The sequence below is a fragment of the Bacillus sp. B15-48 genome, assembly GCF_016879755.1.
Taxonomy (GTDB): Bacteria; Bacillota; Bacilli; order Bacillales; family Cytobacillaceae; genus Mesobacillus_B.
The window spans coordinates 44298-63774 of sequence record NZ_WOFU01000008.1 but is presented as its reverse complement, the minus strand read 5'-3'; the positions used below and the strand labels follow the sequence as shown (position 1 = coordinate 63774).

22 protein-coding genes are annotated in these 19477 nt (G+C 37.1%); 4 read left to right on the top strand and 18 right to left on the bottom strand.

Annotated features, from left to right (window positions below):
- Positions 1–42: 42 nt before the first annotated feature.
- From copZ to lgt, 7 genes are all read right to left on the bottom strand, one after another.
- Positions 43–249 carry a copper chaperone CopZ gene (gene copZ / locus GNT69_RS20520; protein ID WP_203556869.1) on the bottom strand — a complete coding sequence of 69 codons (207 nt, stop codon included), beginning with the start codon at positions 247–249 and terminating at the stop codon, positions 43–45.
- A gap of 338 nt (positions 250–587) precedes the next feature.
- Complete coding sequence (locus GNT69_RS20515; RefSeq protein ID WP_239094370.1) at positions 588–1181, bottom strand: cation transporter; 594 nt, start codon at positions 1179–1181, stop codon at positions 588–590.
- A 38-nt stretch (positions 1182–1219) separates the two neighbouring features.
- Positions 1220–1423 carry a cation transporter gene (locus tag GNT69_RS25655; protein ID WP_343206534.1) on the bottom strand — a complete coding sequence of 68 codons (204 nt, stop codon included), beginning with the start codon at positions 1421–1423 and terminating at the stop codon, positions 1220–1222.
- Positions 1424–1438: 15 nt separating this feature from the next.
- Positions 1439–1780, bottom strand: a complete 342-nt coding sequence (locus GNT69_RS20510; protein ID WP_203556868.1) for a metal-sensitive transcriptional regulator — start codon at positions 1778–1780, stop codon at positions 1439–1441.
- Positions 1781–1876: 96 nt separating this feature from the next.
- On the bottom strand, positions 1877–2056 hold the full coding sequence (locus tag GNT69_RS20505; protein WP_203556867.1) for a DUF2933 domain-containing protein: 180 nt from the start codon (positions 2054–2056) through the stop codon (positions 1877–1879).
- A gap of 474 nt (positions 2057–2530) precedes the next feature.
- Entirely contained in the window at positions 2531–2758 is a 228-nt protein-coding gene (locus tag GNT69_RS20500; protein ID WP_275411267.1) for a cupredoxin domain-containing protein, read from the bottom strand.
- Positions 2759–2813: 55 nt separating this feature from the next.
- Positions 2814–3641, bottom strand: a complete 828-nt coding sequence (gene lgt, locus GNT69_RS20495) for a prolipoprotein diacylglyceryl transferase (RefSeq protein WP_203556865.1) — start codon at positions 3639–3641, stop codon at positions 2814–2816.
- A gap of 490 nt (positions 3642–4131) precedes the next feature.
- Between lgt and GNT69_RS20490 the strand changes: the two genes are divergently transcribed.
- Entirely contained in the window at positions 4132–5670 is a 1539-nt protein-coding gene (locus tag GNT69_RS20490; protein WP_203556864.1) for a multicopper oxidase family protein, read from the top strand.
- Positions 5671–5891: 221 nt separating this feature from the next.
- Entirely contained in the window at positions 5892–6308 is a 417-nt protein-coding gene (locus GNT69_RS20485) for a hypothetical protein (protein WP_203556863.1), read from the top strand.
- A 107-nt stretch (positions 6309–6415) separates the two neighbouring features.
- Here GNT69_RS20485 and GNT69_RS20480 read toward each other — a convergent pair whose 3' ends face one another.
- The 4 genes from GNT69_RS20480 to GNT69_RS20465 form a co-directional block, all read right to left on the bottom strand.
- Positions 6416–7147 carry an urease accessory protein UreH domain-containing protein gene (locus GNT69_RS20480; RefSeq protein ID WP_203556862.1) on the bottom strand — a complete coding sequence of 244 codons (732 nt, stop codon included), beginning with the start codon at positions 7145–7147 and terminating at the stop codon, positions 6416–6418.
- Between the two features lie 229 nt (positions 7148–7376).
- Entirely contained in the window at positions 7377–7622 is a 246-nt protein-coding gene (locus GNT69_RS20475; RefSeq protein WP_203556861.1) for a hypothetical protein, read from the bottom strand.
- 11 nt (positions 7623–7633) lie between these two features.
- A complete protein-coding gene (locus GNT69_RS20470; RefSeq protein ID WP_203556860.1) occupies positions 7634–8308 on the bottom strand; it encodes a response regulator transcription factor in 675 nt (224 codons plus the stop codon).
- A 16-nt stretch (positions 8309–8324) separates the two neighbouring features.
- Positions 8325–9695: a sensor histidine kinase gene (locus GNT69_RS20465; RefSeq protein WP_203556859.1), complete on the bottom strand. Its 1371-nt coding sequence runs from the start codon at positions 9693–9695 to the stop codon at positions 8325–8327.
- A gap of 463 nt (positions 9696–10158) precedes the next feature.
- Here GNT69_RS20465 and GNT69_RS20460 point away from each other — a divergent pair, with 463 nt between their 5' ends.
- Together GNT69_RS20460 and GNT69_RS20455 are read left to right on the top strand one after the other, a co-directional pair.
- Positions 10159–10665, top strand: coding sequence for a sigma-70 family RNA polymerase sigma factor (locus GNT69_RS20460; RefSeq protein ID WP_203556858.1), 507 nt, complete (start codon positions 10159–10161; stop codon positions 10663–10665).
- Between the two features lie 156 nt (positions 10666–10821).
- On the top strand, positions 10822–11232 hold the full coding sequence (locus tag GNT69_RS20455) for an RDD family protein (RefSeq protein ID WP_203556857.1): 411 nt from the start codon (positions 10822–10824) through the stop codon (positions 11230–11232).
- Between the two features lie 359 nt (positions 11233–11591).
- Here GNT69_RS20455 and GNT69_RS20450 read toward each other — a convergent pair whose 3' ends face one another.
- From GNT69_RS20450 to rpiA, 7 genes are all read right to left on the bottom strand, one after another.
- Complete coding sequence (locus GNT69_RS20450; RefSeq protein ID WP_203556856.1) at positions 11592–12080, bottom strand: hypothetical protein; 489 nt, start codon at positions 12078–12080, stop codon at positions 11592–11594.
- Positions 12081–12132: 52 nt separating this feature from the next.
- On the bottom strand, positions 12133–13485 hold the full coding sequence (locus GNT69_RS20445) for a glucose-6-phosphate isomerase (RefSeq protein ID WP_203556855.1): 1353 nt from the start codon (positions 13483–13485) through the stop codon (positions 12133–12135).
- An 84-nt stretch (positions 13486–13569) separates the two neighbouring features.
- Entirely contained in the window at positions 13570–14235 is a 666-nt protein-coding gene (fsa, locus tag GNT69_RS20440; RefSeq protein WP_203556854.1) for a fructose-6-phosphate aldolase, read from the bottom strand.
- A gap of 54 nt (positions 14236–14289) precedes the next feature.
- Positions 14290–15183: a phosphogluconate dehydrogenase (NAD(+)-dependent, decarboxylating) gene (gene gnd, locus GNT69_RS20435; protein WP_203556853.1), complete on the bottom strand. Its 894-nt coding sequence runs from the start codon at positions 15181–15183 to the stop codon at positions 14290–14292.
- Between the two features lie 23 nt (positions 15184–15206).
- On the bottom strand, positions 15207–17198 hold the full coding sequence (gene tkt, locus GNT69_RS20430; RefSeq protein ID WP_203556852.1) for a transketolase: 1992 nt from the start codon (positions 17196–17198) through the stop codon (positions 15207–15209).
- Between the two features lie 28 nt (positions 17199–17226).
- Positions 17227–18735, bottom strand: a complete 1509-nt coding sequence (zwf, locus tag GNT69_RS20425; protein ID WP_203556851.1) for a glucose-6-phosphate dehydrogenase — start codon at positions 18733–18735, stop codon at positions 17227–17229.
- Positions 18736–19413 carry a ribose-5-phosphate isomerase RpiA gene (gene rpiA, locus GNT69_RS20420; RefSeq protein ID WP_203556850.1) on the bottom strand — a complete coding sequence of 226 codons (678 nt, stop codon included), beginning with the start codon at positions 19411–19413 and terminating at the stop codon, positions 18736–18738.
- Positions 19414–19477: the final 64 nt, after the last annotated feature.

Sequence of the window (19477 nt, the reverse complement as noted above, 5' to 3'; positions counted from 1 at the left end):
AAATAGAGAGCGTGCTCAATTTAGCACTACTCTCATGTAGTATTAATTTACATCGTAACCTTGATCATCAATTGTTTCTTTAATAGCCTCTAAAGTTACTTCATTGACATTGTATTCAACCTCTACAGTTCCATTTTCAAGTTGTACTTTGACATTGGCTACTCCTTTGAGTTCACCCACACTACCTTCAATCGATTTAACACAGTGGTTACAAGACATTCCTTGTACATTAAGAGTTACTTTTTCCATTCTAATCGTCTCCTTTTATTTATTATTTTTTGAATGGTTATTAATACTTCATCCAAAATTTTCATATCGCCTTCCTTAATTTTTCGACAACACCGTTTCTCAAATGAGCTTCGAGAAGAAGTTTCAATTTTCTTCATTCACAAGACCCTTTAGTAATTCGGGTGCCATTCATCCTCACCTCTATTATAGGATACCCTAGTACCCTATGTAAAGGGTAGTTTTGTTTATTTGAAATTTGTTCACAGATTAAATAAATGGTACTCATGATTACATTAGGAAAATATCTAGAGACGTTAACAAAAGGAAAGACTTCAGAAGCTATTAAAAAGTTAATGGGTCTAGCTCCTGGTTAAAATAACTGCTGCGGTTTCAAAATATAAATCATCTGCAAAACTTACATTTCCGGAAAAAATCATGATTGTCGCGAATATACCATATGCAAATGCAGCTCCTGTACCAATTGCAATTAAAGCGTCCATATTCGGATGTCCGCGGAACAATGTTTTAAAACCCGAAGAATAGATACTTTTGTTTACAATGACCACAGGTAACGTTAGCATGAGCTGTATAATTACAAACCCTTCTGGATTTATGAATGGATCAATAATTCCAGGCAATGGTGCTCCCACTAAATGACCCATCGCAATATATAGTAGAGGTGCGGTAAACAACGCGGATATCCAGAACCTTTTCCAAAGATTTTTAATTGCCTTTTGTTTTTGATCTTCATCAACTGATTGTGATGAAGCAATATCTTCATGTGCTTCATATCCTGCATTTGAAACAGCACTCAGAATATCAGAAACCGAAACTTCAGAACCGTCATATTGAATGTTCATTTTTTCCGTAGCTAAATTTACGTTGGATTCCAAAACACCATTAAGTTTTCTTGTTGCTTTTTCAATGGTTTGGACACAAGAAGCACAGGTCATGCCCGTAATTGCGAACGTTTTATTTTCGGTGTCCGCCGTTATCGCTTTATAACTGCTTTATCAACAGCTGCTTGAATATCCTGTATGGATACAGCGTTTTCATCAAAGTTTATACTTAGCTTTTCTGTTGCTAGATTCACACTTGATGATTGCACACCAGGCAATTTCTTTGTTGCTTTTTCAACTGTTTGTGCGCAAGATGCACAGGTCATGCCTTCTATGTTTAATGTTTTTTCAGCCACATCTCATACCTCCCTTCATTTTTTCATTAATTTTTGAATCGTTACGAGTAACTCATCTAAAACTTCTATATCGCCTTCTTGAATTCTGTCTACAACACAGTTTTTCATATGACCTTCAAGTAGAATTTTTGCAACGCTGTTTAAAGCCGCTTGAATGGCAGAAATCTGTATGATCACATCATCACAATACGTATCTCTTTCAATTAATCCTTTTATACCCCGAACCTGACCCTCAATCCGATTTAATCTGGATACAAGATTTAGCTTCACTTTCTCTGAGTTATGACTATACCTCTCATTAGAAATTGAGTAATTTCTTTCCAGAGTTTTCGAATCGTTTACTAATTCGGTTGCCATTTTGTATCCTCCTTTCTAACTTTATCCCCCCCTATTCTATAAAAGGTAATACATTAAATTAATAGTTTATTAAATTGCTATTTAATGGTGATATCCTCAATGTTCACTATTGCTATTGTTATGGTTATGTCCTGAGTGATTGTGACCAAATAGATGCATTAATGGGCAGAGGAGGAATATTCCCACTATAAGCAATTCCCATTTTCCTAATACAGCTGCCATAATTCCAAATATAAGAACAATACCGATGGGGATTATAAGCTGTTTACCAGTCATTACATTCAACCTCCTTCAAAGTTTTAATCAATTTATGAGGTAACTTATATAAGCAATTATCCCGATGAAAAAACTCCAAATGATGAAAAAGTAAAAAGGTGAGATTACATGTCGATTTCGTTTTTTATTATTCGTTTTACAACATCCCATCTTCACACCTGCTTTCAAATAGATCGTTTTTTCTTTGTTTTGCACTTAAAACGTTACATCCCGCTAACCCTAAAGGTTACGTGGACACAGCAAATAATCCTACTGTTCCTTTTATTGATTCGTTAAAAATTCCCTTCTTTTCCACTTCGTCTCCATAAAATCCCCTCCTTTTCTGTATGTTAACACGAAAATTTGCAGAAACTTTGAAGCACACAACTTCTTAATGTTGTTTTTGTTGATCTGGCTCCTCTGTACTATTAAAATTCAAAATAAAAACTCCACTGATAATGACTAAAGGTAAGATTTTTCCCCAAAATTTTTTCTCTATTTCTTCTCTCCTCTAGCAATGATAGTTCCTTTATACATTCCCATTTGACAAGTAAAATCATAGGTTCCAACCTCCATTGGCGGGAGGTCGATTCGTATTTTTTCTCCTACAGGCAATGTTGCACTTTTTTGGAAATCAGGGAAAATGACCATTTCTGAACAAGCGGCTGTTTCCTCTCTAGTAAACTCAAATCGTACAAGAAAAAATCGCCTGTAATCATACAGACGATTTCTTAATAAGATTTGTTGACTTAGGATTTTAAATCCTTGTCGATTCTTTTTAGCCTTGAACCAAATTATAGATTATTAATGAAACAATCATTAGTATCAATACGAAGATTGCTGTTTTAATATAATCACTCTTTTTAACTACATTTCCTTTAATAATTGGTTCTTTTTGTTTTAGATATTTTATTAAAATCATCCCGGTGATAATCCCAATTAAACTCATAACATGGCTTACACTAAATGGACCAAAAACCACTGGGTTTAATCTAGTAAATTCTACAATCCCTCGAATAACCATGAATCCAATCAGATAATGAGTAAACACTTGACCTGAATAAACAGGATTCTTTAGACGCAACCACAAGTATCCAAACAACAAGTAATCTAATAAAAATTCATAGGCTTGAGCAGGATGGAGATACCCTCCATAAACCTCTACTCCCCAAGGAAAGGCACTTGAAATCGGACCTCCGAATACATCACAACCAATTCGGCTAATCCCTTGGGCAATGATTAATGCAGGCGCTGCAATATCCATCGTTTTCCAAATTGGCATTTTATGTTTTTTCAAGAACCAATAACCAACAATTAATCCGACTAAAATGCCTCCGTGAATGGAAAGCCCACCCTCATGTATAAAAATAATTTTTATTGGGTTTGCAAAATAATAGGCGGGATTATATACAAGAATATAAATAACCCGTGCTCCCAATATCCCACCGACCAATGAATAAATCGCACCATCCATTAACAGTTTATGGTCAAGCCCTTGTTTCTTCGCTTCCCGCGTAAAAATAAAAAGACCTACTGATGCACCAATGGCAATCATAAAGCCAAAAAAATAAATGGTTAGTGGACCAATACTAAACATAGGGATCATATCATTTTCCTCATTTCTATTAATAATGCAATCATTCTATCCTTATCTCTTCTAACTTTTCACATATAATAAACGTAAAAAATGAATTTTCTATCGAGAAAATATGGATAAATTTCAACTTTGCTTATCAAATAGAAAAACAAAAGCTACCCATGATTGGATAGCTCTTTTCATATGATTTCTCATGCGCCTTTATGTTTGTCCTTCTCTTCCTCCAAGACTTCATCATACAAAAAAACGATTTCCCGCAATAACAGATAGGAAATCAACTTTTCAAATGATTCTTTCTCTATAAAGTAAGAATAAGATTAGATTTTCGGTCAACAAAGAGATGTTTAATTTTCCGCGAAAGGTCATAGGATCAGCTCCGTAAACAAATCCATATTTTCATAAAGTACTAAATAAAAGTGATTTTAGTCATTGACGTTCATATTTTCTGCAAATTCATCAATTATGATTGACCTCGATAATAATACTTGGAGGTATTCTAATGAAGCTTAAATTAATCGTATTTATTGCCACAATCTTCCTGGTACTATCTGCTTGCTCCTCTGGTCAAAGTGGAGAATTAGAAAACACAAACCAAGAGGACACAGAAACAAATCAAGACGATAACAATGTAGAAGATTCTGGAGAAGAAATTAATCTTGTTGCTAAAGAGATTAGCCATCCGTTAAACAGTGAAGTCACAATCAGTGCTTGGACATTTAACGGGTCAGTTCCTGGAGAGGAAATCCGTGTTCAGGAAGGAGAAAAGGTGAAAATTAATCTTACAAATGAATTGTCTGAGCCTACTTCCATTCACTGGCATGGAATCCCCCTTGAGAATGAAATGGATGGTATTCCAGGTGTGACTCAAAACGCAGTCCAACCAGGAGAAAAGTTTACGTATGAATTTACAGCAACACATCCAGGCACCTATATGTACCACTCCCATCAAGAGGCTGTCAATCAGATGGATAAAGGGCTTTACGGTTCTTTTATTGTTGAACCAAAAGAAAAAACATACGATCGAGATTTTACGCTTATGTTAGATGAATGGATGAGTAATCAAGAAGACTCTGATTCTATGAACGGAAATATGGCTGGCATGGATCATAGCAACATGGGCGGAATGGATGATGGGAACCAGGAACACAATGAAATGGGAGAAATGGGGCACGATATGTCCATCTATGACATTTTCACCATGAACGGAAAAAGCGATGAGGCCATTGAACCTTTAAAAGTAAAAGAAGGGGAACCGGTTCGCATTCGTTTGGCGAATGTCGGCTATATGTCTCACAATATTCATCTTCACGGCCATACCTTTAAAGTAGCCGCTATCGATGGACAAGAATTAAACAAACCTCAAGAAATTAAGGATCAATTAATTGCTATTGCTCCTGGAGAGCGCTATGACATTGAGTTCACTGCAGATAATCCTGGTGAATGGTATCTAGAATGCCATGGGGATATGGAAGGTACGGAAGGAATGAAGGCTGTTATTCAATATGAAGGCAATAGTGACTCACAAGATCAATCCAATCAAAGTGAAAACTTACCAATATTTGATTTTGCAAATTATGGCGGGGCAATAGATGATGGATTTTCGCTCGACCAAGAGTATGATATTGAATACAAAATGGACCTGAACGGAAATGATATGGAAAATATTTGGAGCATTAACGGTAGGTCCTTCCCAGATATCGATGGGCTGAATGTTAGTAAGGGGGATTTGGTTAAAGTCACGTTGGTCAATAACTCACCGGCTGGCGTGGATCACCCGATGCATTTACATGGACATTTCTTCCAAGTGTTAAGTAAAAATGGAACGCCTTTAGAAGGATCTCCAATTATAAAGGATACGCTTAATTTAAAATCTGGAGACGAGTATGTAATTGCATTTAAAGCTGACAACCCTGGAAACTGGCTCTTCCATTGTCATGATTTACACCACGCAACCGCTGGAATGGTCGACCTCGTCAAATATGATGGATTTGAGCCAAATTTTACACCAGATCCAAATGCGAATAATAAACCTGAATAACCACCAACAAAGATTGCGGAAGTCAATAGCCGCATTCTTTTTATATATCCATAAATTCTTCATATTCATTATTTAAACTAATAGAGAGTTAATAATATTACTTTGAAAAAGAAAGGCAGGAATAATACATGTCATCTATGTTGCACCACTTAATAGCAAGATCGCCTCTTCTTTTTTCGGTTTTTTTCATAATATAATAATTATTTGCTGGAGGCAGAGATATGACTAAGAAGCATGATCATTCCAACCATAATCATTCGCATTCTAAAAAGGAAAGAACTTTCATCAAAGCAGCTGGCTCTGTATTGTTTGCCATAATAGCTTCTTCCCATCATTGGCTGCATACGCTCCTGATTGCACTCGGTCTGACTTCGTTGGGCGCTGGCTTAATAGCAATGCCACCAACAATTAGATTAATATTTTTGCTTGTCTCATTGGCCTTATCGGTATGGTTTATTATTGTTGCAAAGCGCAAATGGTTTCGAGACCGCCCTGCAGCCTGGGTTTATCTTATATCTTCCCTACTCTCAATTGTTCTTGTCATGACAGCTATACCAGATACAATAACCAGTTTAAATCAGCCCGTTCAACAAGAACAAGAAGTACCAGAACAGCACAAAGAACACGGACATAATTAATAGGCAAATTCAAAAAGGCTATTTCAAGTTAGAATAAAAATCTAAATGAAATAGCCGTTATTCATTTTATCGGAAATGATAGAAACAGAACTTAATTGAAAATGTTCTTATCCCCAATAAGTGATTGTATCTAACAGTCCAAGGAGAATAAATAACACCCCTGCTGTCTTTTGAACAGCGTTTCCTAACTTTCTACTTTTTTTCATCAATGCACCATCAAGTCCGATATAAGTAATAATTCCTGCAAATACAAGTACTGGAACTGAAGTGCCGATGGCAAACACTGGCGGTAGTATAGCTCCATAGGGTGTACTTAATACAAGTGGCATGAGTGAAAAGAAAAATAAGGAAAACATTGTTGGGCAAAAACCAAGCGAGAAACTAACTCCCATCAAAAAGGAGCCAACTTTCCCATCTCTCTCCCATTTAGGCAAGCGCGCTGTAATCCGATCAAGCCAGTGAAATTTTATTATCCCCAAAAATACAAGACCGATTAAAATTAGTAAAGGCCCAATAAACTTTCTAGTTAAGGAAAAAAACTCAGGAAGAACTTCCTGGAAGCTGCGACCTAATCCCCAGAATGCAAGCCCTAAAATGGAAAAAACAACAATCTTTCCGAGAATAAAGAAGCCAATTTCGACCCATTGATGTCTTGTTTGAATGCTCCTACTCCCATAAAACGTGATTGCTCCAATATTCCCTGTTAATTGACACGGTGTTAAAGCCCCGATTAAGCCTAAAATAACTGCTGCTAGAAGAGGCATTTGTTTTGTCTGATTAACGATGTTAAAAAAAGGAGTGCTTAGAAATTGACTAATTTCGGAGAGAATTTGATACATAAATATACCTCCACATGACAATGTGGTTTATTATACACTAATTTTATGAAGAAAATATGCAGTTTCCGCTTCACTCACATTTTAGACAAAATTATAACGATTTTAGTTTAAAATCTATTTCTACGTAATTTCTTGATTTTTGACTGATTAGTGTTCTTGCCCATCCTTTTCGTTCATAAACACAGCAAAAAAGCTCACCAAATTAATAAATCTAGTAAACTTTTCAGCTTTACCTATTTTTATTCTTAATAAGATAAGAAAACAACCATACCAATAGAACGATAAAACCTATGATGACAGCAAGCATAGAAGTATGAATGAACCAGTATGACATATGATGAACCATCATATGTCTACCCATCATCATCCCCATCGATTCTGGGGGAAACCAGATCATCTTAACGATGAATAGTAAAAATGAGCCCCCTATGATTGCTGATAAAAATAATAAGATTGTTGGCAGTTTCCGTTTCATAAATCCTCACCTTAATCTATTTTATATCCAATTCCCCAGACTGTTTTAATAAAGGACTTATCTACTCCTGCGGCTTTTAGTTTATCCCGTAAATTTCTTATATGGGAATCAACTGTCCGATCTTCGCCCTTGAATTCGATGCCCCATATTTGCTCAACCAACTGTTCTCTAGATAATGCCTTTCCTTTATGATTCATCAGGACTTCAAGAAGGTCAAATTCAGTCTGAGTCAGAGGAATTTTATCTTTTTCATAGGTTACCTCTCTCGCAGCAAAATTCAATGTAACACCTTTGTAATGGAGAATCATCTCTTCTTCTGCTTTCGACTTCGTTCTTCTGAGCAAAGCTTTTACCCTGGCCATCAATTCTGCTTCATCAAACGGTTTGACTAAATAGTCATCAGCTCCACGTGACAAACCAGTCACTTTATCTTGGGTAGAGCCTTTAGCAGTTAACATAATAACGGGAATGTCCGATATCTTTCGCACTTGATCAATCGTTTCCCAGCCGTCCAATAAAGGCATCATTACATCAAGAATCATTAAATCAAACTCTTTTTGGGAAACTTTCTCGTATGCTTCCTTGCCGTTTTCCGCTTCTTCCACTTGGTAGTTTTCTTGCTGTAAATATAATTTTAATAATTTCCTCATTTGAAACTCATCATCAACGATTAAGATTTTCTTCATATCAATACGCTCCACTTTATTTTTTAAGATAGATAGTAAAGGTTGAACCTTCATTTTCTTTGCTTTCGATTCTGATATCGCCATTATGAGCTTCAATGATATTTTTGACGACATATAAGCCCAAGCCACTGCCACCGGATTTTCGCGTCCGCGATTGGTCAATGCGGTAAAAACGCTCCCAAATCTTCTCTCGTTCTGCGTCAGCAATGCCAATCCCCGTATCTTTAATTTCAATCTTAATCAAATCATTCATGTCGCTTGTTTTTACCGAAATCGTTCCCTCATTTGTATATTTAATTGCATTTTCTACAAGATTATAGATGACTTGTTCCATTCTTTGCTGATCCATATGGATATCGGGTATATCTGATAAATAGGTAAGAAATTGAATTTCTTTTTTGTCTGCTTCAGGTTTAAGATTTGTAATGACTTTCTTAATAATCGGTGTAAGATTAGCTAGCTCTTTATTTACCGTAAACTCGCCGACTTGAAGCTTACTCATATCAAATAAATCATTGACGAGAAAGGAAATTCGTTTCGCTTCTTTATTAATGATTGCTAAAAGCTCTGCTTTTTCTTCCTCACTTTTAACAATTCCTTTGTTGAGGATATCACTATACCCTTTGATATACGTTAATGGTGTGCGCAGTTCATGGGAAACAGTCGCGAGAAATTCATTACGGCTATCTTCATATTCTTTCAGCTGTTCACCTAATGACTGAATTGATTTGCCGAGTTGAGCGACTTCATCTTCACCATTAACAGGGATTTGTTGTTTGTATTTTCCCAATGCCATTTTATTTGTTGCTTCTTTCATCAAGATTAATGGTTTTGTTATCATTTTTGACATAAGACCAATCAGTCCAAAAGCCAATAACACAATACCTAGCCCAGTGACAATCATAATGATATTAATCACAAGAACAATTTCCCTTAAAATACTTGTTGGATAATACATGTATACATAACCATAGCCCTGTCCAATTGGCGAAACCGAAATAAGATAATCATGCTCTTTCCAATCCTCTTCAATCATTCCCCCCGAATGTGACTCATCGACCGGAAGGAGATGGGCCAGCATATCAGTATCAGGTACGACGGAGGAATCCAATATCTTCTGATTTGCATCGGTAATCAAAACATTTGTGAATACCCCTGTTTCCATTTCAACTACATGCTGTATCGTTTCCTGTTGAAATTGTGTGGTCAATACATTCGCGTGATTATTCCCTCTAACAATTAGGTCCTGTTTAATATAATCAACAAATAAATTCGTAAAAACCCCATATAAAATTGAACCTACAATAAACAATAAAGCGATGAAAATCGCACTGAAAAGAATTCCAAGTTTGATTGAAATGCTTTTTACTTTCAGCTTTCTTCTCATTGAGTTGCTCCTAATAACCATATTGAACATTTCTGTTATAGATCACTTAACGAATACCATACTCTCATCATAGACGAAAAATGTTGAGATTTTATCGAGAAATAAAAATTTAAGTAAAAAAAAATAAAAAAAGTCACTGTGACGCCCCGAAAAATCTTGTTCCTCTCCGCCCTTTTCAAGGAAATTGATTGGTACTTCTTTGGCATAAAAAAACCAACACCTTCCACTTCTATGTGAGTTTGTTTTCTCCTACAAAAATTCAGCTAGCGAACCGATACGATTAAAAATGTAAAAAGTGAGCTTTTTTCTTAGTAAAAATCACTTTTCACCGCAAAAAGTCAGTCTAAAGCCAAAAATGCAGCTGAAATCTAAGTTTGAGTCGTTCGCTTAACGCTGTGCATCTCGATATTGTGAAAGTACCCGGGAATCCATTAGCAAAGCGCGCTTTCTGAAAGGGTACTTCATGGAAAGCTTCGAACAACTCGCAACACAATACACACCAATGATTTATCAAATCATTCGTTCACTAAACATCTACACAAATAAACAAGAATTTTTCCAAATTGGGTTAATCGGCTTGTGGGAAGCGTCTGAGCGATTCGATCCTGAAAAAGGGAATTTCACCAACTACGCCTATACATTCATCAAAGGGCGGATGATGTCAGAACTGACATCCAATCGGAAATATGATGACACGACTACGAAGGTAACAGAAGAATTTTGGGAATACATTGAAGACCCATGCCTTTCCTCTCCGTTGGAAGAGGAACAATTGCTGGCATACTGCCAGTCGGCCAACCTTACCGAAAATCAAACGAAATGGGTGTTATACCACTGCCTAAAAGGGTTCACAACGAACGAAATCGCCGCCATTGAACAAGTAACCACCTCAGCAGTCAAAAATTGGCGCGCAGGCACGAAACAAAAATTCCATAGCAGCAGCCATCCGCTTTTTACTGAATATTTTTAGGTTAGCGCACAAATATTTTTCTTATTCGAAAAAATGACAACCATCCTCGAATTTAACTAAACGTGGTGGCAAGAAACAAAACCATTTTTTTCCTGTATGCAATTAGAAGCAAAAAAAGTATTATATGAACATACTATTAGAAAGGTAGAATATAACATGAATGAACATAAGGCAGCAGGCTTCTGGATTCGATTAGGAGCAATTATTATTGACGGATTATTACTGATTCCGTTTTATCTTCTTTTTATGATAATTGGTGTATCAGACATCGCCACAGAAGTATTTGTAAATAGCATTAATTTACTATATTATCTCCTTATCCCGGTAATATGGTCAGGTTTTACTGTTGGTAAAAAGGTATTAGGAATTAGAATTGTTCGTACAGATGGCAAAGAAATTGGAATTAGCACAACATTAAAACGTTATATTTTAGCTTCACTTGTTTATATCATTACTCTTGGACTTACGTTAATAATCAGTGCATTCATGATCGCTTTCCGAAAAGATAAACGATCATTGCATGATTTAATTGCAGGCACTCAAATCATCTATACGTCTAAAAATTAAATCAATCAAAAAGAGCTACATAGTAGGTAGCTCTTTTTCAATTGGGAATTTTTGAGTATTTTTAATAGTGGAATTAAATCTTTTCTATAAGAAATAATTTACAAAGTAAAAACACTACAGTCTGTCCCCTTAAAATGTCCAAAAATAATTTCCGAAAAAAATCCTAAACTCCTCAAATTTTATGATTCATCACCACATTTTGTGATATAAGCAAAAAAACGAAAACACCCAAAGATTCCTGGCAATAATGTTAGCGCCAACCAAACATAACTGGAGGTCTGAAAGTAGGAAACACGGGGACGGATCTTTTGTTTCAAAAAAATATGAACCCCAGGTCCGTCCCCACGTTTAATTGATCATTAATTATACCTTTCAACATTGGCTTTTAAAATATCTTCTGTTTTGAGTTCAAGGATTTCTTCTAAAAATTGGATTGTCGTTAATGTCTCTTGAATCTCATTCTCAGAAATAACATTTTCTGCTTTCTTTTGTTTGATTAATTGTCTTATAGCATGTTTAAAAGCATGAGTGTTTATCAGCCATTCTCCAATCATTTCTTTCGTTGCTTCCTGTTCATCTTTATCTTTTACCCCAAATAAGCTCTGTCGATCCGTTTCCAATAGTACAACCGTATTCAATTCGGGATACATCCTCAACCAGAAATAGTTAGTTTGACGATCATAGTAGTGTTGTGGTTTTAGACGATAGTATTCAATTTCTATCTTCATTTCAAAAAAACGCTCTTCTTGTGAGAGTTGCAAATCTGTTATCCTTATATGATTGGACATATCTAAATATGTTTCCATTGCATAATGTGTATGAATGATTTTAGCATCTAACACATTCATTTTAACTCCTCCCCTTTTTCTAGAGTGGCGAACAGCAAACTGTACTGTTCACCTACGCATTAATAGAGTATTTATTTAAACGTTTCAATAAAGCCTCTTTTTCGATTTCATAACCGGGCTTGCCAAGCAAAGCGAACATGTTTTTCTTATAGGCCTCTACCCCAGGTTGGTCAAATGGATTGACGCCCATTAGTAAGCCGCTGATTCCACATGCTTTTTCAAAGAAAAAAACCAATTCGCCAAATGAATACTCATTTAATTCATCTAATTCTACAACCATGTTTGGAACACCGCCGTCAACATGAGCCAATACGGTTCCTTGATAGGCATTTTTATTTACCTCATCCATCGTTTTTCCAGCTAAGAAGTTCAAACCATCTAGATTTGCCGGATCTTCTTGAATCGTTACCTCTACTTTTGGTTTAGCCACCTGGATCACCGTTTCAATTAAATCGCGACGGCCTTCTTGAACATACTGGCCCATTGAATGCAAGTCAGTTGAAAAATCCACGGAAGCTGGAAATAATCCTTTCTGATCTTTCCCTTCACTTTCGCCGTATAACTGCTTCCACCATTCGGAAATATAATGAAGAGCAGGTTCATAGTTTACGAGCAATTCGATTGTTTTTCCTTTTCTGTAGAGGGCATTACGAACCGCTGCATATTGATAGCTTTGATTGGTTTTAAGGTCAGGGTTATTGTATTTGTCTGCCGCAGCTTTCGCGCCTTCCATCATCTGATCAATATCAAGGCCTGCGGTTGCGATTGGCAACAGTCCAACAGCTGTTAGAACTGAGTATCTTCCACCGACGTCATCAGGAATCACAAAGGTTTCATAGCCTTCTTCATTAGCAAGCTGCTTCAGCGCCCCTTTTTCCTTATCCGTTGTAACGAAAATACGGTTCTTTGCTTCTTCTTTGCCGTATTTCTTTTCCAAATAATCACGGAAAATTCGGAAGGCAATCGCCGGTTCTGTTGTCGTACCCGATTTAGAAATCACGTTTATGGAAATATCTTTTCCCTCTAGCATTTCGAATAAATGTGAAATGTAAGTTGAACTAATATTTTGACCGGCAAAATAAATCTCCGTAAAGCCGCTCATTTTGTTATGAAAGCTATGGGATAGAGCTTCAATCGCCGCCCTTGCGCCTAAATAAGAGCCTCCAATTCCAATAACAATTAACGCATCAGAAGACTTTTGAATTTTTTTCGCTGCTTTTTTTATTCTCGAAAACTCTTCTTTATCATAATCATATGGAAGTGTGACCCAGCCTAAGTAGTCAGAGCCTGGGCCATTTTTATCATGAAGCATATGATGAGCAACATTTACGAATTCAGATAGATTGTCAATTTCACTCTGTTGCAAAAATGGTTGTACGTTTGAATAATTGAAAGATATGGACATTTTCATTTCCCCTTTACGCATCATTTTTCTTTTGGAAGAGCGGACGTCAGCTAGATTCAACGAAAGCCAACGTCCTCTATTTTTCTATTTCTTAGGTTCAATCCAATCAGCCGCAAACTTTTTAATTCCTTGATCCGTAAGCGGATGTTTTGTAAGCTGTTCAATAACTTGATAAGGAACGGTTGCAATATGTGCACCGGCCATTGCAACACGCGTTACATGATCTGGATGACGAACAGATGCGGCAATGATTTGAGCATCTAGATTATGAGTACGGAATAATTCTGCGATTTTTGAAACAAGCAGGACACCATCCTCTGAAATATCATCTAAGCGTCCTAAGAATGGGGAAACATAGGCTGCCCCCGCACGTGCAGCTAAAAGTGCTTGGTTCACAGTGAAAATAAGAGTAACATTTACTTTCACACCTTTTTTCGCGAGATAGCGAGTTGTTTCTAAACCTGCTAGAGTCATAGGTACTTTAATGGTAATGTTTTTGTCTCCACCGTTCATTTTGATTAATTCATCTGCTTCTGCTATCATCTCTTCAGCTGTTACTGCATGTGGAGTTACTTCAGCAGAAACGGATTCCACTTCGGGTACTGCTTTTAGGATTTCTTCGATTCGATCTTCAAATTTTACTCCTTCTTTTGCTACTAAGGATGGGTTTGTTGTGACACCAGATAAAACCCCAATTTTATAGGCTTTCTTAATTTCCTCAATGTTTGCTGTATCTACGAAAAATTTCATAATTAATTCCCTCCGATTGATTTTTTAGTTTTATTTTGTAAATGGGTCTATCTATTAAGCTTTTTCTACTGCATGTCCACCAAATTCATTTCGTAATGCGGCTACTACTTTTCCATTAAATGTATCTGTATTTAAAGAACGGTAACGGGACAGCAATGACAAGGCAATCACTGGTGTGGCTGTCTGCAAATCTAGTGCTGTTTCGAGTGTCCATTTCGCTTCTCCAGAAGAATGCATCACCCCTTTAATTCCATCAAGTTTAGAATCTTTAGAAAAGGCTTCTTCTGTTAGCTCCATTAACCATGAACGAATAACGGACCCATTGTTCCAAACCTTAGCCACTTTCTCATAATCAAAGTCGAAATCGCTTTTTTCTAACACTTCAAAGCCTTCACCGATGGCAGCCATCATTCCGTATTCAATTCCATTATGGATCATTTTTAAGAAGTGGCCGCTACCGATTTTTCCAGCAAATAAATATCCATTTTCTACAGCTGTATCACGGAATAACGGTTCAACGACTTCCCAGGCTTCTTGGTCGCCACCAATCATATAACAAGCCCCATTTCGAGCTCCTTCCATTCCGCCTGAAGTTCCTACATCCATATAGTGAATCCCCATCTCTTTTAAATCATTGTAACGATAAATGGATTCTTTATAATGAGAATTTCCTGCTTCAATCACAATATCTCCTTTATCAAGCAATGGTGCGATCTCAATAAGAACGGAATCAACGACTGTATGTGGAACCATAATCCATAACACCCTCGGTTTTTCCATTAAAAACACTAATTCTTTAAGATTAGAAGTCGCTTGTGCGCCTAATTTTTTCATATCCTCTACTGCTTTTGGATTCAAATCATACGCTACGACCGAATGATTGTGATCTAATAAGTTTTGACCTAAGTTAAACCCCATTTTCCCTAAACCGATTAATCCAACTTGCATGTTTATTCACTCCTTGAAGGTCATTAGTTTAATAAGTTTTTTACAGTTTTCACTACGTTGTTTTTAGTAAATCCGAAGAGTTCCATTACCTCGGCTCCTGTGCCTGATGCACCAAATGTCTCAACTGCCATTATTTTCCCTTCAGGTCCTACGTAACGCTCCCATCCAAGAGAAATTCCCATCTCAATTGACACACGTTTTTTTACATTACTTGGAAGGATTGCTTGTTTATAGCTCTCCTCTTGCCCATTGAAAAGTTCCCAGCTAGGCATCGCAACAATACGAACGGATATTTTATCCTTTTCAAGTTCCGCTTTTGCGTCGACAGCCAAGTTTACTTCAGAACCAGTAGCAATTAAAATGACATCAGGATTTTCATCTGTCTCGGTTAACACATAGGCCCCTTTAGACAGATCTTCTATATTTGCTTTTGTTTGGTTAAACACCGGTAGATTTTGGCGGCTTAAAATTAATGCGACTGGACCTTCAGTGTTTTGTAGCGCATAGGCCCAAGCACTTGCTGTTTCATTTGCGTCAGAAGGACGAATCACTGTAAGCCCTGGAATCGCACGAAGCGCAGTTAATTGTTCAATCGGTTCATGTGTTGGACCATCTTCTCCGACAGCAATCGAATCATGCGTAAATACATACGTTACAGGAAGTTTTTGTAATGCCGCCAAACGAATCGATGGACGAAGATAGTCATTGAAAACAAAGAACGTACTAACAAATGGCTTGACTCCACCATGTTGAGCCATTCCATTCGCTGCTGCCCCCATTGCATGTTCACGAACTCCGAAGTAAATGTTGCGACCAGCATAACTCTCAACGGCATAAGCAGCTTCCCCAGTGATATCCGTCATTGTGGAATTAGAAAGGTCCGCACTCCCACCAAAGATTGAAGGAACGATCTTCACAAAATGATTAATCGCATTTCCACTAGCGACTCGAGTCGAAATAGCTTTCTCAGGAGTGAACGTTAAAATATCGTTCACATCGATCAAAACTTTCCCTTCAATGGCCTCTTCTAGCTCTTTTCCTAAATGTGGGTGGGCTTCTTTGTAGTCATGAAGCAAATGATTCCATTCCATTTCAGCTTCTATGCCAAATTTTTTGATCCCTTCAAAGAATTCTTTTACCTCTTCAGGTACATAGAAATCTTCTTCAAAATTCCAACCATAAGCCTTCTTCGTCGCTTTTGTTTCTTCTAGACCAAGTGGGGCTCCATGAGCTTTATTTGTCCCAGCCACTTTCGGACTCCCATAGCCAATAATCGTTCTAACTTCAATCAATGTTGGCTGATCGGTATTCATTTTCGCCTCGGAAATGGCATTTGTGATTTCTTCTACATTGTTTCCATCTTCCACACGCAAGTATTGCCAATGAACAGATTCTGCTCTTTTCTTCACATCTTCAGAAAATGATAGTTTTAAATCACCATCTAATGAAATATCATTTGAATCATATAAAACAATCAATTTACCAAGTTTCATATGTCCAGCCAAAGACATCGCTTCATAGGAGATCCCTTCCGATAAGTCCCCATCCCCAACTAACGCGTAAGTATAGTGGTCAATCACAGGAAAATCTTTTTTATTAAATTTAGCCGCCAAATGTGCTTCCGCCATTGCCATGCCCACCGCATTCGCAATTCCTTGTCCCAATGGACCAGTGGTTGCATCCACGCCATCTGTATGACCAAATTCAGGATGTCCTGGTGTTTTACTGTTTAGTTTACGAAAGCTTTTTAAATCATCAATCGAGACATCATATCCTGCAAGATGCAGTAAACTGTAAAGCATACTTGATCCATGACCGGCAGATAAAACAAAGCGATCGCGATTAAACCATTTAGCGTTGTTCGGATTATGATTTAAGTGATTTGCCCATAAGGCAAATGCGCTCGGTGCGGCTCCCATTGGTAGTCCCGGGTGGCCAGAATTTGCTTGATTGATTGCATCAATCGATAAAGTACGAATCGTATTAACTGCTAAAGTTTCTAACGCATTAACCATATAATGAATTCTCCCTTTGTTCATTTTGTTATTTTGCCAGTAAATCTTTCGTTACGATGTATGAGTCATCGTCCATTTGTTCTTCATGATCTAACCACCACTTGAATCCTTGCTCATAAAGTAAGGAATCGGAGGCCTTTGGACCATTCGACCCGGAAAGATAGTAATGTAGTGGCACCAAGTTTTCCTCAAACGCCTCCAGGATTGGCTGCACCCACTTCCATGACAATTCAACTTCTTTCCAATGGGCAAAAAATGTGGCATCTCCACGAAAAGCATCATAAAGTAACCGTTCGTAAGCTTCAGGAACATTGATTTGTTCATTAAACAAACTAATATTTGCAGGCTCAATCTTCCCACTAATTGGATTCCGGCTATTGATTTGTAATGTTACATTTTCATTTGGATTGATTTCGATAATCAACAGATTTGGATTCAAATTTTGCTTTCTTTCCTTTTTAGACGTTGCTTTAAATTCAATGACGATTCGAGTAGATTTTTTCGCCATCCTTTTTCCTGTACGAATATAGAATGGTACTCCTTGCCAAAATGGATTATCAATCCAAAGTCGGGCAGCAATAAACGTATCATTTTCAGAAGACTCCATAATACCACGCTCATTTATATAACTAATCACAGGTTCCCCATTAATTTTCCCCGCTTTATATTGAGCTCGAATAATATCCTTTTGAACATCTTCTTTTTTTAACGGACGGATAGATTCAATGACCTTCCGTTTTTCACTTCGAATTTCATCAGGGTTGATATTATTCGGCACATGCATCGCGGACATCATCAAAATTTGCATCATATGATTTTGAAACATATCACGAATGGCCCCAGATTTGTCATAATAACCAGCTCGTTCTTCTACCCCAACAGTTTCACTCGCCGTAATTTGTACATTTGCTATATGTTTATTGTTCAGTAAGGTTTGCAGAACAGGGTTTGCAAACGCAAGTGATTCCAAGCTTTGAATCATCGATTTCCCAAGATAATGATCGATTCGGTAGATTTCTTCTTCTTTAAAAGCTTTACTTAAATTGTCATTAAGCTCGCGTGCTGTCTGTAAATCACGTCCAAATGGTTTCTCAATAATCAGCCGTTTCCAACCCTTTGTTGTACCTAAGCCACTTTCTTTAATGTTATTGGCAATTGGACTGAAAAATTCAGGCCCTACTGAGAGATAGAACATACGATTTTCTTGGATATTTAATTCTTTTTCCCGGTTCTCTACGATGTTTTGAAGCTTTTTAAAGTCCCCCAACTTCGTTGCATCGAGTACACTGTATCGGAAATACTCGAGGAATGGCTTTATTTTCTTGGTATCGAAGTCGTCTCGTCTTGAAAAATTTTTTAATGATTGTTCAACATGGTTTTGAAATTCATTGTCAGACATTTCACCTCTGCCTAGTCCAATAATCGAAATCGGATTAGGTATTTTATGATCCAAATATAAATTGTAAAGGGCAGGGAAAATTTTTCTCTTTGCCAAATCCCCTGTTGCTCCAAATAAAACGAATGTCATTGATTCCATTTACTTTCCACCTCTTTCTATTAATAAAGGCTGATTTTTACGATCCAATGAAATAACTAAATCTGTCATCCCAATAAATAAACCATTTTCCACAACCCCTGGAATTTTATTTATACTTACTTCTAATTCATGAGGCTGTGTTAAACTCGGGAATATGCAGTCAAAAATATAATGACCATTATCCGTCTGAAAAGGTGTACCATTCACTAGGCGCAATGTAGGATTTCCACCTAGTTCTTTTAAGTATTTTTTTGTCATTTTCGCCCCAAATGGTACGATTTCTATAGGCAACGGAAAGGAGCCTAATGTTTTAACCATTTTTGAAGGACCTGCCACCACAATAAACTGTTTAGCGGCTTTGGCAATGATTTTTTCTCGTAAAAGAGCACCGCCTCCCCCTTTAATGAGGTTTAAGTTTGAATCCACTTCATCGGCTCCATCTACTGCAAGGTCAATCTTCTCAATCTCTTGAAATCCTACCAGTGGAATGTTTAATTCTTTTGCCAATTCCGCTGTTTGTATAGAGGTTGGAATTCCTTGAATGGAAAGTCCTTCTTTTACAAGCTGTCCAAGCTTGAGCAGCATATAGTAAACGGTTGAACCTGTACCAAGTCCGACAACCATTCCATCCTTTATAAATTCGGTCGCTTTTTCGCCGACTAATTTCTTTGCATTCAAGTCATTCACCCCTTTTTATCCTCTATCACAATCTAGCAAAATGGTCTTTTTATTTATCTGCATT